The organism is Salipiger aestuarii, assembly GCF_003259905.1.
GTDB lineage: Bacteria > Pseudomonadota > Alphaproteobacteria > Rhodobacterales > Rhodobacteraceae > Salipiger > Salipiger aestuarii.
The window spans coordinates 121,968-136,545 of sequence record NZ_QLMG01000001.1 but is presented as its reverse complement, the minus strand read 5'-3'; the positions used below and the strand labels follow the sequence as shown (position 1 = coordinate 136,545).

The window sequence follows — 14,578 nt, the reverse complement described above, 5'->3', positions numbered from 1 at the left end:
CTCCCCGTCACACCTCCCCCCCTCGGCGGCCCAAGGCCGGGCACGCCGCCTCAGCGCGGTTGAAGCCCGTGCAGGAATATATCCACGGCGTGATCGCGGCGGCGGCACTTTTCCTCGTAGGGATCGCAGGATTTTGTCTCGCTGGGGGTCAGCAGGTGGTGCAGCGCGTTGCCCATCACCATGTCCGCCAGCAGCTCTGCCGCGTCAAACGGCGTCATCCCGTGCAACACGATCTCTCCGGCGTCGGCAGCCGATTCGATTTCGTGTGTTATGTAGCCGATCAGCGCGCCCCGCCCTTCGGCGTCGAACTGCTGGGCGATGCCGGGATACATCGGCGCCTCGGCGACCACAGCCCTCAGCAGCTCCAGCGGGGCCTGTTCGAATTGCGGCATCGGGTTAATCGTCAGCAGCTTGCGCAACCGCTCGCAAAGCGGGCGGGCGTGGTCGCGGGATTCCAGCGGGCGAAATATCGTGCGCCCGATTCGGGCAAAGGTGGCACCCAGCAATTCCTCACGGCTGCCGAAAATCGCATAAAGCGTGCGCTTGGACATGCCCACCTTGCGGGCGATGCCCGCCATGCTGACATCTTCCAGCCGGGAATGGCCCAGCAAATCGGCCACGGCGTCCAGCACCATTGCCTCGCGCGTCTGCGCATCGATCTGCACCGGACGTCCCCGCCGGCGGGGCACATCCTGCCGTTTTGCCGAGTCTTGTTGCACTGCACAACTCCTGTGCTTCAACGCAGGGAAAAACGAGGCGGTTCCTGCGCTCCGCACTTTACAAAACTTGCCGGTTTCCATATCGGCCTGCAAGAGCCATCCGCATCTGTTGCGGCCCCAAGCCTTCCTGGAGTGACGACATGCACATCGAAACGCCGTGCAAACTGCGCCGCCTGCTTGCCGTGGCAGGCCTTGCGCTGACGGCCCTTGCCCTGCCCGCATCCGCCCAGCAGGAGGGCGCTGAACGCCCCCCCCAACCTGTCACCGTGGTCACGCTGGGGGCGCAGGATGTGACCCTGACAGCAACCCTGCCGGGCCGAGTGGCGGCATCCGCTGTGGCCGAGGTGCGCCCCCAGGTGAGTGGCATCATCATCGAACGCCTGTTCCAGGAAGGCGCCGAGGTCAGCCAGGGCGACCCGCTTTATCGCCTCGACGCCGCCAGCTACGAGGCGCAGAAAGCCGCCGCCGAGGCATCGCTGGCGCAGGCCAATGCGACGCTGCGCTCGGCCGAACGCGAATCGGCGCGCCAGCAGGAACTGCGCGAGCGCAACGTGACCAGCCAGCAGACCTTCGACGACGCGCTTGCCGCGCACGATGTCGCCAAAGCGGCGGTGAAGGTGGCCGAGGCCAATCTGCTGGCCGCTGAGATCGACCTTGAACGCGCCACCATCCGCGCGCCCCTGTCCGGCGTCGCCGGCCTGTCCGAGGCGACGCAGGGCGCGCTGGTGACCGCCGGTCAGACCAAGGCGCTGACGACGATTCGCCAGCTTGATCCGGTGAATGTGGATGTGACGCAATCGGCGGCCGAGCTGCTGCGCTGGCGCCGGTCTGGCCAATCGGCACCCGACGATGCCGTGGTCAGCCTGACCCTTGCGGATGGCACGACCTATGAGCACACCGGCCGCCTTGCCGCCGCCGAACCGCATGTCAACGAACAGACGGGCGTTGTGGTGTTGCGGCTGGAATTTCCAAACACCGAACAGTTCCTGCTGCCGGGCATGTATGTGCAGGTCGAAATGCCGCAGGGCAAGGTGTCGGACGCGGTGCTTGCCCCGCAAGAGGGCGTGACCCGCGACCGCCGGGGCCGCCCCATGGCCATGGTGGTGACGGCCGACAATACCGTAGAAACCCGCGAACTGACGGTCCAGCGCGACCTTGGGGTCAACTGGGTGGTGACCGACGGCCTTGCCCCCGGGGACCGCGTCATCGTCGAGGGACTTCAGAAAGTATCGCCCGGTATGACGGTCGCTCCACAGGAGCGCCAGGCAGAAGCTCCACAGGAGCGCCAGGCAGAAGCTCCGCAGGAGCGCGAGGCCGAAGCTCCACAGGAGCGCCAGGCAGAAGCCCCGCAGGAGCAGGGAGCACAAGCCGCGCAGGAGCAGGGAGCACAAGCGCCGCAAGGCCAGCAGGCCGAAGACGCCCCCGCCGACACCACCGAGACCGCTTCGGAATAACCCCCGGATAACTTCGGGCGCCCGTCAAGGCGCGCGTCCAGCCAGGAGACCTTCATGGCCCGTTTCTTTATCGACCGTCCGGTTTTTGCCTGGGTGATCTCGATCCTCATCATGGGGATCGGCGTTCTGTCGATCCTCACGCTGCCCATCGCGCAATATCCGCAGATCGCGCCGCCTTCGGTGCGCGTTTCGGCGCAATATCCCGGCGCCTCGGCCCAGACCGTGGCCAACACCGTGACCCAGATCATCGAACAGCAGATGACCGGGCTGGACGGGATGCGCTACATGTCGTCCTCGTCGACCTCGGCGGGCACGGCCAGCATCACGCTGACCTTCGAAACCGGCACCGACCCGGACGTGGCGCAGGTGCAGGTGCAGAACAAGCTGAGCCAGGCCACGGCGCTGCTGCCCGAGACGGTGCAGCGCCAGGGGGTGACCGTGGAAAAGGCGTCGTCGTCGTTCTTTATGGTGATCGGCCTGATTTCCGAAGATGGCAGCCTGGACCAGGCGGATCTGTCGGATTACCTGAACTCGAACCTTGTGGATGAATTCAGCCGCATCGAAGGCGTCGGCGGCGCCCAGGTGTTCGGCGCGCAATACGCCATGCGGATCTGGCTTGACCCGTCCAAGCTTTCGGCATTCGAAATGACGCCCTCGGACGTGGTCAGCGCCGTGTCGGCGCAGAACGCACAGATTTCCGCAGGCAGCTTTGGCACTCTGCCCGCCCCCGCGGGCCAGCAGCTGAACGCCACGATCACCGCGCAATCGCTGCTGACCACCCCCGAGGATTTCCGCAACATCGTGCTGCGCAGCGAAACCGATGGCGGCCTCGTGCTGCTGCAGGACGTGGCCGAGGTCGAGGTCGGGGCGGAAAACTATTCCACCATCGCCCGGTACGACGGCCAGCCCTCATCGGGCATGGCGTTGCAGATCGCATCCGGGGCGAACGCGCTTGATACCTCGGAACGGGTCAAGCAGCGGATCGAGGAGTATTCCGAATTCTTCCCCGACGGGATCAGATACGTCATTCCCTACGACACCACCCCGTTCATCGAAATTTCGATTCACGAAGTGCAAAAGACGCTGCTGGAAGCCATCGTTCTGGTGTTCTGCGTGATGCTGCTGTTCCTTCAGAACCTGCGCGCGACGCTGATTCCGACGCTGGCGGTGCCGGTCGTGATCCTGGGCACCTTTGGCATTCTGGCGCTGGCCGGCTTTACCATCAACACGCTGACCATGCTGGCCATGGTGCTGGCGATCGGCCTGCTGGTGGATGACGCCATCGTGGTGGTCGAAAACGTCGAACGCATCATGGAAGAAGAGGGGCTGAACCCGCGCGAAGCGACCCGCAAATCCATGGACCAGATCACCGGCGCACTTGTCGGCATCGCGCTGGTGCTGTCGGCGGTGTTCGTGCCAATGGCGTTCTTTCCCGGATCGACCGGGGTGATCTATCGCCAGTTCTCGATCACCATCGTGTCGGCCATGGGCCTGTCGGTGGTGGTGGCGCTGACGCTGACCCCGGCGCTGTGCGCGACCCTGCTGAAATCCAAGGATGCGCACCACACGCGGCGCGGCTTGTTCGGGCTGTTCAACAAGGGGTTCGACAAGACGACCAACGGCTACGGCGGCACGGTGGGCTACATCATCCGCCGCCCCTTCCGGGTGCTGATCGTTTACCTGGCGCTCGCGGGCGGCATGGTCTGGATGTTCGACAACACACCCACCGGCTTTCTGCCCGCCGAGGATCAGGGCATCCTGATGACCCTGATCCAGGGACCGACCGGGGCCACCGCGGAACGCACGCTGGACGTCGTCGAACAGGTCCAGCAGCATTTCATGGAAAACGAATCCGAGAACGTGGAATCGGTGTTTGGCGTGGTCGGCTTTTCCTTTGCCGGTCAGGGCCAGAACATGGGTCTTGCCTTCGTGCGGATGAAAGACTGGGAGGAACGCCCGCGCCCCGACCAAAGCGTCCAGGCCGTGGCGGGCCGCGCCTTTCCGGCGTTCATGGGCATTAAGGACGCGATGGTGTTTCCCATTGTGCCGCCGTCGGTGATCGAACTGGGCAACGTGTCGGGTTTCGATTTCTTCCTTCAGGGCCAGGCCGGGCAGACGCATGAGCAGCTTCTGGAAGCGCGCAACCAGCTGCTGGGCATGGCGTCGCAAAGCGAGCTGATCGCGTCGGTGCGCCCTTCGGGGCTGGAGGACGCGGCGCAGTTCAACATGGACATCGACTGGCGCGCGGCCGGGGCGGTGGGTGTGACCCCCACCAACGTGGGCAACCTGCTGTCGATTGCCTGGGCGGGCCAGTACGTCAACGATTTCAACGACAATGGCCGCATCAAGCGGGTCTATGTGCAGGGCGCGCCCGACAGCCGCGCCACGCCGTCGGACCTTGCCAAATGGCGGGTGCGCAATTCCAGCGGAGAGCTGGTGCCTTTTGCCAACTTCACCTCGGAAAGCTGGACCTATGGCCCGCAGGGCCTGACGCGCTACAACGGCGTGCCCTCGATGCAGATCCAGGGTCAGCCGGTGCCCGGCGTCACCACGGGCGAGGCGATGGCGGAAATGGAACGGCTGCTCGGCGAACTGCCCCCCGGCTACGCCATCGCCTGGACCGGCCTGTCGCTGGAGGAACGCGATTCCGGCGGCCAGGCGCCGCTGCTGTACGCGCTGTCGCTGGCGGCGATCTTCCTGTGCCTCGCAGCGCTTTACGAAAGCTGGACGATCCCGTTCTCGGTGATGCTGGCCATGCCGGTCGGCGTGCTGGGCACCATGGGTGCGGCCTATTGGTTCGGCTTTGAAAACGGGGTGTTCTTTCAGGTGGGCCTGCTCACGGTCATCGGCCTGACCGGCAAGAACGCCATCCTGATCGTGGAATTCGCACGCGAACGGTTCGATGCCGGCGAAGACCTGTATACCGCCACCAAGGAAGCCGCCAAGCAGCGGTTCCGTCCGATCATCATGACCTCGCTCGCGTTTACGCTGGGGGTCGTGCCGCTGGCGCTGTCCTCCGGCGCGGGCGCGGGCGGGCGCAACGCGGTCGGCTCGGCCGTGCTGGGGGGCACCATCACCGGCACCGTGCTGGGGGTTGTCTTTGTGCCGCTGTTCTTCGTGGTCGTCTACCGGATCTTTGCCCGCAAGCAGGTGCGCGCCCATGCGCAGTCGGCCGCGCCCGCCGAGTGAACCTCGGCCTCGGCCGGCCATCAGGCGCCGCCCCCGTCATCGGGGGCGGCGTTATTATTTTGTCGCGCGGGTCTGGACAATTGCGTGCCAGAAAACACATTCCAATAGAAGAAGGTGATACGCACCAGCGCAGCGCATAACGGAGCACATGTCATGACCCATTCGCCCACGGTTCGGAGTTTCTGGGACGAAACCACAGGCAGTTGGCAGTATGTCTTTCACGACCCCGCCACGATGCAGGGCGCCATCGTCGACCCGGTGCTGGATTTCGACCCGCGGGCCGCGGCGGTCACCACCGAAAACGCCGAAGCGATCCTGGGCTATATCCGCGACACCGGGATCACGGTCGCCTGGATTCTGGACACGCACCCCCATGCTGACCACTTTTCGGCGGCGCATTGGTTCAAGACCCGGCTCGGCGCACCTCAGGCCATCGGCGCGAAGGTGACCGAGGTGCAGGCGTTGTGGAAAGACATCTACAACCTTGGCGACGAATTCCCCACCGACGGATCGGCCTGGGATCGGCTGTTCGCCGATGGCGACACGTTCATGGTCGGGAACATCCCGGTGCGGGTGATGTTTTCGCCGGGTCATACGCTGGCGTCGATCACCTATGTCGCCGGGGATGCGGCATTTGTGCACGACACGTTCATGATGCCCGACAGCGGCACCTCGCGGGCGGATTTTCCCGGCGGGTCCTCGGCGACGCTGTACGGGTCGTTGATGCGCATTCTGTCGCTGCCGGACGATACGCGTCTATATGTCGGGCATGATTACGCGCCGGACGGGCGCGCGGCCCGGTGCTGCGCCACGGTGGCTGAGCACAAGGCCCATAACATTCATCTGTGTGACGCGCCCGGCGAAGCGGCCTATCGTGCCATTCGGGACGCGCGGGATGCCACGCTGCCCCTGCCCAAGCTGATGCTGGCGGCGTTGCAGGTGAACACGCGCGGCGGGCGGATGCCCCCTGCCGAAGACAACGGGCGCAGCTACCTGAAGATTCCGCTGGGGTATTTCGAACCTCGGTAATCTGTCCGGCGTTTTGCGCGGGTTGCCCGGACGGGATGCCTCCGGCGGGAGTTTATCCGGCAAGATGAAGGTGGGGGCGGCGTGTGATCCCGGCCTGTCAGCTGCGGCCGTTGGCGGCTTGTCGGCGTTCCAGCGTTGCGAACAGCCGGGACAGGCCGAAACACAGGATGAAATACAGCGCGGCGACCACGATATAGGTTTCGAACCGGCGCTGCGACGACACGGCGATTTCGGCGCCGGTGAAGGTCAGTTCCTGTACCGAGATCAGCGACACGATCGCGCTGTCCTTGACCAGTGAGATGAACTGGTTCGCCAGTGGCGGCGTGACCTTGCGCAGCGCTTGCGGGAACACGACAAGGCGGAAGGTCTGCCAGGATGTCAGGCCGAGGCTGCGGGCGGCTTCGATCTGCGCCTCGGGCACCGCCTGGATACCGGCGCGGGTGATGACGGCGATGTAGGCGGCCTCGAACATGGCAAGGCTCAGGACTCCGGCGATGAAGTTTTCCAGCCGCGCGTGCGGGCCGGCCAGAAAGGTCACCGCCTGTCCGGCCAGAGGGGAGAGGTCCCGCGCCCAGCGGGAGATGCCCAAGGCGGGGATGACCTGCGAACTGATAAAGAAAAAGAACACGAACACAAAGACCAGCGGCGGGATGTTGCGGATCAGACCGACATAGGCGGTGGTTGCCAGCCGGGGCAGCAGGCGGCGGCGCGCGCCCATCATCCCCAGTACGCCCCCCAGCAGCGACGCCAGCAGCATCGCCCAAAGCGACAGGCGGATCGTGGTCAGAAATCCCGTCAGCAAGAGGTTGGGTTCGTAGCCGCCAGCGGTTTCGCGAAACAGCACGCCGGGCAGGTAGGCCCAGTTCCAGTTATAGGCCAGCACGTCAGACACCCGGTGCCACACAAACGCCCCCGCGGCAAGCACCGCGAGGATCAGGATCAGGTCGATCGCGCCGAAGCGGCGCTTGCGATCGGGGTCGGGGTACACGCGTTATTCCGGCACTTGCCCGGCCCAGGGACGCCCGCCGAACCAGAAATCGTGGCGCGCGTCCAGCCAGCCATCGGCGGTGCGCACCAGGATCCAGTTGTCGAAGAAATTCAGCGCGTCCGGGTCGCCCTTGCGCAGGGCAAACCCTTCGTTGGATGCTTCGATCAGCTCGTCGGTGGGGGCGAACACAGTTTCGGGGTTGTCGTAGATGATGAAGGCGGGCAGCGGCTGGGACGACATCATCGCGTTGGCATTGCCGTTCAGCACCTCCTGGATCACCTGGTTCTGGTCGTCGAACATGCGCACGGTGGCCTTGGGAAAGGTGTCGCGGATGTAATCGCAGGGCGACCCGCCCCGGCGGCAGGAAAAGGTCACATCGGGCGTGTTATAGCCGTCAGGCCAGGCGATGTCGCTGGACGTGGCGCTGTTGGCCATGACACCCAGCGACGAGCGCGCGTAGGGCGCGGTGAAATTGACCGTCAGGTTGCGTTGCGGCGTGATCGACATGCCGCCGATGATGACGTCGAACTGCCCCGACAGCAGCGCCGGGATGATCCCGTCCCAGGCGGTGGGCACGAATTCGATCTCGACCCCCATATCCTCCGCCAGCGTGGTCGCCACGTCGATCTCGAACCCGATGAGATCGCCGTTCACGTCACGCATCGCCCAGGGCACGAAGGTGGACATGCCGACGCGCAGCACGCCCTCGCGCTTGATGCTTTCAATGACGCTGTCCTGCGACAGGTCCTGTTGTGTGTCCTGCGCCTGTGCCGCCGACGCGAATCCGGTCGCGGCGAGGGCGATTGCCTTGAGGTTCATTGGAATGGTTCCCTGTTGTCGTTCGGTGTTATCGTTCGGTAAATTTGCGCGCCCGGCGGTCAAGCAGGGCGGCAATGGCGGAAAGACTGATCGTCAGCACCAGATAGATCGCGGCGACGGTCAGCCAGACCTCGAAGGTCATGAAGGTGTCGGCGATGATGGTGCGGCCCTCATTCGTCAGGTCGAAAATGGCGATGGTCGACACGATGGCCGAGCTTTTCACCAGATTCACCACCGCCGAGGTCAGCGGCGGCAGCATCAGCGGCACCGCCTGCGGCAGCACCACCTTGCGATAGGTGGCATAGCCGCGCAGCCCCAACGCCGATGCGGCCTCCCACTGGGCGCGGGGCACGGACAGGATACCGCCGCGCAGGATTTCGGAAATGAAGCTGGCCTCGAACACCGCCAGCGTCAGAACTCCGGTCCAGAAGCGGGGGATGCCAAGGATCGGCGACAGGACGAAGTAGAACAGGTACATCTGCACCAGCAGCGGCGTGTTGCGGATGATTTCGAGATAGGCGCTGGCCAGCGCGTGGCCCGCCCAGCTGCGCGACAGCCGCAAGAGCGCCACGCACAGCCCGATGCCAAAGGCCAGCAGCGCGCCCCAAAAGGTGATGTCCAGCGTGACCAGCAGCCCTTTGATGAACGGGCCGAGGACGATCTCGCCGTCGATCTTGCGCCAGAAATAACCCGGAATGCGGTACCATTGCCAGTTGTAGCGCATCGCTCCGGCGCCCGCGACGACGCCCCACAGGATCAGCCCTGCCCCGGCCAGGAACAGCGTCCAGTCGGTGCCCCCCTGCTGGCGGCGCAGGCGGCGCGCACGCTGCTGGCTTTGCGCAAGCAGGGTGCCTGTATCCGTCTCGAAGGTCATACTGCGGCGGGGCCCCTGCCTTGGTCGCGTATGCATAGCCTAGGGGGAAATGCCGCGATGGCAAACGCGCATCGCGCCTCAGCGGTGCCCTGCCCCTTTCCCCCTGCCCCGCGATGCGGTAAGGCCCTGCCGCAATGGACCACAACAGCGGGCGGCTTTGCGATGAAATTCACGCTTTCCTGGCTGAAGGAACACCTCGACACAAGGGCTTCGGTTGATGACATCACCGAAGCCCTCACCGATCTTGGCCTTGAGGTCGAGGGCGTTGAAAACCCTGCCGAGACCCTTTCCGCCTTTACCATCGGCAAGGTCATCGCGGCCGAGAAACACCCCGACGCGGACAAGCTGAACCTGTGCCGTGTGCTGACGGGCAGCGGCGAAACCCAGATCATCTGCGGGGCGCCCAACGCGCGGGCGGGGATCACGGTGGTGGTTGCCAGCCCCGGCACCTATGTGCCCGGTATCGACACGACCATTCAGGTCGGCAGGATACGGGGCATCGAAAGCCACGGCATGATGTGTTCCGAGCGCGAAATGGAACTGTCCGAGGAACACGACGGCATCATCGAACTGCCCTCGGGCGAGGTCGGGCAGACCTTTGCCGACTGGCTGGCGAAAAACGACCCCGCCAAGGTCGATCCGGTGATCGAGATCGCCATCACCCCCAACCGCCCCGACGCGCTTGGGGTGCATGGCATCGCGCGCGATCTTGCGGCGCGCGGGCTGGGCAGGCTGAAACCGCTGGCCGAGGTGACCGTGCCCGGCGCCTTCCCTTGCCCGATCACCGTGACCATCGACGACACGGCCGAAGGCTGCCCGGTGTTCTACGGACGCGTCATCCGGGGCGTGAAAAACGGCCCCTCGCCGCAATGGCTGCAACACCGGCTCAAGGCCATCGGCCTGCGCCCGATCAGCTTTCTTGTCGATGTGACGAACTTCTTTACCTTTGACCGCAATCGTCCGCTGCATGTGTTCGATGCCGACAAGCTGACCGGCGCGCTGCGCGTGCACGCCGCCGCGGGGGGCGAAACGCTCGACGCGCTGGACGAACGCACCTACACGCTGACCCCCGGCATGACCGCGATTTCCGACGATGCGGGCGTGCAAAGCCTTGGCGGCATCATGGGCGGCACCGCGACCGGCGTATCCGACGACACGGTGAATGTCTTTGTCGAGTCTGCCTATTTCGACACCGTCCGCACCGCCTACACGGGCCGCGCGCTGAAAATCAATTCCGACGCGCGCTATCGGTTCGAGCGGGGCATCGACCCGGCCTCGGCCGCGCCGGGGATCGAGGCCGCAGCGCGGATGATCATCGACATCGCCGGTGGCGAGGCGTCAGACGTGGTGGTCGCCGGCAGCGCGCCGAACGTGGCGCGTGCCTACAAGCTTGACACCGACCGCGTCGTATCGCTGGTGGGCATGGACATTCCCGCCGACACCCAACGCGCCACGCTGACAGCCCTGGGGTTCACCTTTGATGGCGACATGGCGAACGTGCCCAGCTGGCGCCCCGATGTTCTGGGCGAAGCGGATCTGGTCGAAGAGGTCGCGCGCGTCGCATCGCTGACCAGACTGCAAGGCATCCCGATGCCGCGCCCCACAGCGGGCGTGCCCGCGCCGATCCTGTCACCGATGCAAAAGCGCGAACAGATCGCGCGCCGCACCACGGCGGAACTGGGCTATAACGAATGCGTCACCTACAGCTTTGTCGACCAGGGCTCTGCGGCGCTGTTCGGCGGCGGCGATGACGCCACAAGGCTCGCCAACCCGATTTCCGCCGATCTGTCGCACATGCGCCCGCACCTGCTGCCGGGGCTGTTGCAGGCCGCGGCGCGCAACCAGGCGCGCGGCTTTGCGGATCTGGCGCTGTTCGAATGCGGCGCCGCGTTTCAGGGCGGCGAGCCGGGCGAGCAGCATCTTCAGGTCTGCGGCCTGCTTGTCGGGCGCACCGGGCCGAAGGACGTGCATGGGGCGTCGCGCGCGGTCGACATCTTTGATGCCAAGGCCGATGCCGAGGCGGTGCTTGCCGCCATCGGCGCCCCCGCCAAGATGCAGATCCTGCGCGGCGCCGAGGGCTGGTGGCATCCGGGCCGTCACGGCAGGCTGTGTCTTGGCCCGAAAAAGGTGCTGGGCGTGTTCGGCGAAATCCACCCCGGCGTTCTGACCGAGATGGGCGTCAAGGGGCCCGCCGTGGGCTTTGTGCTCTATCCCGAACAGATCCCCCTGCCCCGGTCCAGGGGCGCGTCGCGCCCGGCGCTGGTGGCCAACGATCTGCAGGCGGTCGAACGCGATTTCGCGTTTGTGGTGGACGCCGATGTGGCCGCGCAGGATCTGGTGAACGCCGCCGCCGGAGCGGACAAGGCGCTGATCGACGACGTGCGCGTGTTCGATGAATTCATCGGTGGCAGCCTTGGCGAAGGGCAGAAATCGCTGGCCATCACCGTGCGCCTCCAACCCACCGACGCGACGCTGACCGAAAAAGACATCGAAGCGGTCGCGGCCAGGATCGTGCAAAAGGTCGAAAAGGCGACCGGCGGTTCGCTGCGCGGGTAAACCTTTGGCATTTATGAAAAGGCGCGCCCCCCTTCGCGGGGCTGCGCCTTTTTTTGCGGCCCGGTCAGCCCGACAGCTCGTCATAGGCCGCCAGCGCCCTTGCCCCGTACATCACCGCCGGGCCGCCGCCCATCTCTACCGCCACGGCAAGCACTTCGGCGATTACCTCCCGCGTTGTACCCATGCGGATCAGCGCCTCGGTGTGCAACAGAATGCACGGCTCGCACCGGATCGCCACGGCGATGCCAAGGGCGACGCATTCCTTGTGCTGGTGGCTGAGCGCCCCGTCTCCGTGCAAACTGGCGGCAATGGCGCCAAAGCCCCTGGCGGTGTCGCCAATCGCAGTGTTGAAGCTTTTGACCTGCGGCTTGAGGGTGGCCAACGTGTCCTTGTAGCTCATCATGTTCTCCATATTCAGGTTTCCGAACATGTAAGACCACAGCGCGGGACGCCCGGCCTTGATCCGGATCAGCCCGGCGCGGCATCGCCGGGCGGCGCGCCGCACATCGCTATTCGGGGACGTACAGTTCGCAATATGCCAGCCGCACCAGCGCCCGCGTTTCCTCGCCGCGCCGTTCGATGTGACCACGCAGCGCGGATTCTCCGGCGTCGATGTCGCGCGCCAGAACCGCTGCGGCAATGCGGCGGTGCGCGCCCGAATCCCCGGCGTTCCGCCCGGTGCGCAATTCGCGCAGGTTGACCATGCGCACAAAGCGGATGCGTGCGTTGACGTTGCTCAGCATCCGGCACAATTCGCCATTGCCCGACAACGCCGCCACCGACAGGTGAAACGCTTCGTCCATATGGACAAGCGCCGCGGGATCGGTGGTTGCGACATAGGCCGGGTCGGTTGTTTCGAACCGCGCCCCGAACGTGGCCAGCGTTGCGTCATCGGCCCGGATTATGCCCTGCCGCAGCGCCTCGACCTCCAGCGCGGTGCGCAACTGGTACAATTCCAGCACCTGCCCAGGGTCCAGCGCGCGGCAGAAAAACCCCTGCCCCCCGCGCAGCGTCAGAAAGCCCTCGGCGGCCAGCCGGTTCAGCGCCTCGCGCAGCGGTGTGCGGCTGACGTTCAGCGCGCGGGTCAGCGCGGATTCATTGATCCGTTCGCCCGGCTTGAAGGCAAATCGGATCGCCCTGTCGCGCAGGGCGTCATACACACGGTCAACACTGCTTGGCGCGGTCATTCCGGTCCTTCTCATCTGTATCAGGCGCTGTATACAGACTGCGGTACGATTGAGGAAGGGCGCGCGCATGGCAGGTCACCGCAACCGGATGAACGGCGCCGAAGCCATGGTGCGCGCGCTTGAGGCCCACGGCGTCACCCATATCTTTGGGCTGTGCGGCGACACCACGCTGCCGTTCTACGACGCCATGCTGCAACTGGATCATGGCATCACCCATGTGCTGACCCGCGACGAACGCTCTGCCTGCTACATGGCCGACGGCTACAGCCGTGTCACCGGGCGTGTGGGCGTGTGCGAAGGGCCGTCGGGCGGGGGCGCCACCTACATCCTGCCCGGCCTGATCGAGGCGAACGAATCGTCCTATGCCGTGCTGTCGATCACCACCGACATTTCCGTTGCCTCATATGGCAAATACCCCCTGACACAGGTTGACCAGGAATCGCTGATGCGCCCGCTGACCAAGTGGAACACGGTGATTTCCCGCGCCGATCACATCCCCCGCATGGTGCGCGCTGCGTTTCGCGCGATGACCACCGGGCGGCCCGGTTCGGCGCATCTGGGGCTGCCCTACGACATCCAGTACGATGCCGTACTGACCGAGGACATCTGGGCCGATCCCGCCCTTGCCAGCTATCCCGCGCATCGCGCCGCCCCGGCGCCCGGCATGGCCGAGGCGGCCGCCGACGCAATCCTGTCCGCGAAACGGCCCTTAGTGGTTTGCGGCGGCGGCGTGGTGATTTCCGGCGCGATGGACGCGCTTGCGCAATTTTCCGAGGCGCTGGATCTGGCGGTCGCCACGTCGATCTCGGGACAAGGGGCGCTGGCCGATACGCATCCGCTGTGCCTTGGGGTCGTGGGGTCCAACGGCGGCACCGATGAAACGTGGGAGATGATGCAGGCCGCCGATCTGGTGGTTTTCATGGGGTGCCGCGCCGGATCGACCACGACCGCGCGCTGGGAACAGCCCAGGCGCGGCCAGCGCATCGTGCATATCGACAGCGACCCGATGGTGATCGGCGCGAATTACCCGACCGAGGTGGGGGTCTGCGCCGATCTGAAACTGACGCTGAACGCGATGAACGACGCGCTGCAGGGCCGCGAGGTGCCGCAGTTTGGCGGCGCCGCCGCAATCGCCGACATCAAGGCGCGCAAATTCGCCCGCTTTGCAGCCCTCGCCCGGCGCACGGGCGACCAGATCCGCCCCGAGATGATCATCGGCGCGCTGAACCGCCTGCTGCCCGAAACCGCCACCGTCGTGTCGGACCCCGGCACATCCTGCCCGTATTGGAGCGCCTACGGCCAGCTCCCCCTGCCGGGGCGGCGGTTCATCACCAATCGCGCGCACGGGGCGTTGGGCTATTGCCTTGGCGCCGCACTGGGGGTGTGGTTCGGCAGGCCCCACAGCAAGGTGGTGGGCCTGATGGGCGACGGCAGTTTCGCCTTTGCCTGCGGCGAGCTGGAAACCGTGGCCCGCATCGGCGCGCCGGTGACCTATATCGTGCTGTCGAATGCCGCGTTCGGATGGATCAAGGCCAGCCAGCGCGACGATTGCGACAAGCGGTATTACAACGTCGATTTCAACCGCAGCGATCAGGCGATGGTGGCGGCGGGTTTTGGCATCAAAAGCTATTCGGTCAGCGACCCCGCCGCGCTGGACGGCGTGCTGGCCGAGGCGCTGGATTTTGACGGCCCGACGTTGGTGGATGTGCGCTGCCAGCCCCTGGAAGAGGCCGCCGCCCCGGTGCGACGCTGGATGGGGTAAC

Annotated in this window: 11 protein-coding genes; 5 read left to right on the top strand and 6 right to left on the bottom strand. The window is 65.5% G+C overall.

Annotated elements, in window-relative coordinates; translation table 11 throughout:
• Nucleotides 1-50: 50 nt before the first annotated feature.
• Nucleotides 51-719 (bottom strand): TetR/AcrR family transcriptional regulator, encoded by a 669-nt coding sequence (locus tag ATI53_RS00720; RefSeq protein ID WP_009506268.1) that lies wholly within the window; start codon nucleotides 717-719, stop codon nucleotides 51-53.
• A gap of 140 nt (nucleotides 720-859) precedes the next feature.
• Here ATI53_RS00720 and ATI53_RS00715 point away from each other — a divergent pair, with 140 nt between their 5' ends.
• From ATI53_RS00715 to ATI53_RS00705, 3 genes are all read left to right on the top strand, one after another.
• The gene (locus ATI53_RS00715) at nucleotides 860-2,173 is read left to right on the top strand and encodes an efflux RND transporter periplasmic adaptor subunit (protein WP_009506270.1); all 1,314 of its coding nucleotides are present in this window, start codon (nucleotides 860-862) and stop codon (nucleotides 2,171-2,173) included.
• A gap of 54 nt (nucleotides 2,174-2,227) precedes the next feature.
• On the top strand, nucleotides 2,228-5,362 hold the full coding sequence (locus tag ATI53_RS00710) for an efflux RND transporter permease subunit (RefSeq protein ID WP_009506272.1): 3,135 nt from the start codon (nucleotides 2,228-2,230) through the stop codon (nucleotides 5,360-5,362).
• 153 nt (nucleotides 5,363-5,515) lie between these two features.
• Nucleotides 5,516-6,391: an MBL fold metallo-hydrolase gene (locus ATI53_RS00705; RefSeq protein ID WP_111549469.1), complete on the top strand. Its 876-nt coding sequence runs from the start codon at nucleotides 5,516-5,518 to the stop codon at nucleotides 6,389-6,391.
• Nucleotides 6,392-6,488: 97 nt separating this feature from the next.
• Here the strand turns inward: ATI53_RS00705 and ATI53_RS00700 are convergent, their stop codons facing one another.
• Genes ATI53_RS00700 through ATI53_RS00690 form a run of 3 tightly spaced genes read right to left on the bottom strand, consistent with a single transcriptional unit; the run spans nucleotide 6,489 to nucleotide 9,072 of the window.
• The gene (locus tag ATI53_RS00700; RefSeq protein WP_009506274.1) at nucleotides 6,489-7,379 is read right to left on the bottom strand and encodes an amino acid ABC transporter permease; all 891 of its coding nucleotides are present in this window, start codon (nucleotides 7,377-7,379) and stop codon (nucleotides 6,489-6,491) included.
• A gap of 3 nt (nucleotides 7,380-7,382) precedes the next feature.
• A complete protein-coding gene (locus tag ATI53_RS00695; protein WP_111549468.1) occupies nucleotides 7,383-8,198 on the bottom strand; it encodes a transporter substrate-binding domain-containing protein in 816 nt (271 codons plus the stop codon).
• A gap of 28 nt (nucleotides 8,199-8,226) precedes the next feature.
• Nucleotides 8,227-9,072, bottom strand: coding sequence for an amino acid ABC transporter permease (locus ATI53_RS00690; protein WP_009506276.1), 846 nt, complete (start codon nucleotides 9,070-9,072; stop codon nucleotides 8,227-8,229).
• Between the two features lie 162 nt (nucleotides 9,073-9,234).
• On the opposite strand from ATI53_RS00690, the gene pheT reads away from it, so the two are divergent.
• Nucleotides 9,235-11,628 carry a phenylalanine--tRNA ligase subunit beta gene (pheT, locus tag ATI53_RS00685; RefSeq protein WP_111549466.1) on the top strand — a complete coding sequence of 798 codons (2,394 nt, stop codon included), beginning with the start codon at nucleotides 9,235-9,237 and terminating at the stop codon, nucleotides 11,626-11,628.
• Nucleotides 11,629-11,692: 64 nt separating this feature from the next.
• Here pheT and ATI53_RS00680 read toward each other — a convergent pair whose 3' ends face one another.
• Nucleotides 11,693-12,028, bottom strand: a complete 336-nt coding sequence (locus ATI53_RS00680; protein WP_034453296.1) for a carboxymuconolactone decarboxylase family protein — start codon at nucleotides 12,026-12,028, stop codon at nucleotides 11,693-11,695.
• A gap of 109 nt (nucleotides 12,029-12,137) precedes the next feature.
• Complete coding sequence (locus tag ATI53_RS00675; protein WP_009506279.1) at nucleotides 12,138-12,815, bottom strand: GntR family transcriptional regulator; 678 nt, start codon at nucleotides 12,813-12,815, stop codon at nucleotides 12,138-12,140.
• Between the two features lie 67 nt (nucleotides 12,816-12,882).
• Here ATI53_RS00675 and ATI53_RS00670 point away from each other — a divergent pair, with 67 nt between their 5' ends.
• Nucleotides 12,883-14,577 (top strand): thiamine pyrophosphate-binding protein, encoded by a 1,695-nt coding sequence (locus ATI53_RS00670; RefSeq protein WP_111549465.1) that lies wholly within the window; start codon nucleotides 12,883-12,885, stop codon nucleotides 14,575-14,577.
• Nucleotide 14,578: the final 1 nt, after the last annotated feature.

What these genes read in the sequence shown, in the direction of transcription:
- ATI53_RS00715 (WP_009506270.1), top strand. Translation starts at nt 860, where the DNA reads ATGCACATCGAAACGCCGTGCAAACTGCGCCGCCTGCTTGCCGTGGCA.
- ATI53_RS00710 (WP_009506272.1), top strand. Translation starts at nt 2,228, where the DNA reads ATGGCCCGTTTCTTTATCGACCGTCCGGTTTTTGCCTGGGTGATCTCG.
- ATI53_RS00705 (WP_111549469.1), top strand. Translation starts at nt 5,516, where the DNA reads ATGACCCATTCGCCCACGGTTCGGAGTTTCTGGGACGAAACCACAGGC.
- ATI53_RS00695 (WP_111549468.1), bottom strand. Translation starts at nt 8,198, where the DNA reads ATGAACCTCAAGGCAATCGCCCTCGCCGCGACCGGATTCGCGTCGGCG.
- ATI53_RS00690 (WP_009506276.1), bottom strand. Translation starts at nt 9,072, where the DNA reads ATGACCTTCGAGACGGATACAGGCACCCTGCTTGCGCAAAGCCAGCAG.
- pheT (WP_111549466.1), top strand. Translation starts at nt 9,235, where the DNA reads ATGAAATTCACGCTTTCCTGGCTGAAGGAACACCTCGACACAAGGGCT.
- ATI53_RS00680 (WP_034453296.1), bottom strand. Translation starts at nt 12,028, where the DNA reads ATGAGCTACAAGGACACGTTGGCCACCCTCAAGCCGCAGGTCAAAAGC.
- ATI53_RS00675 (WP_009506279.1), bottom strand. Translation starts at nt 12,815, where the DNA reads ATGACCGCGCCAAGCAGTGTTGACCGTGTGTATGACGCCCTGCGCGAC.
- ATI53_RS00670 (WP_111549465.1), top strand. Translation starts at nt 12,883, where the DNA reads ATGGCAGGTCACCGCAACCGGATGAACGGCGCCGAAGCCATGGTGCGC.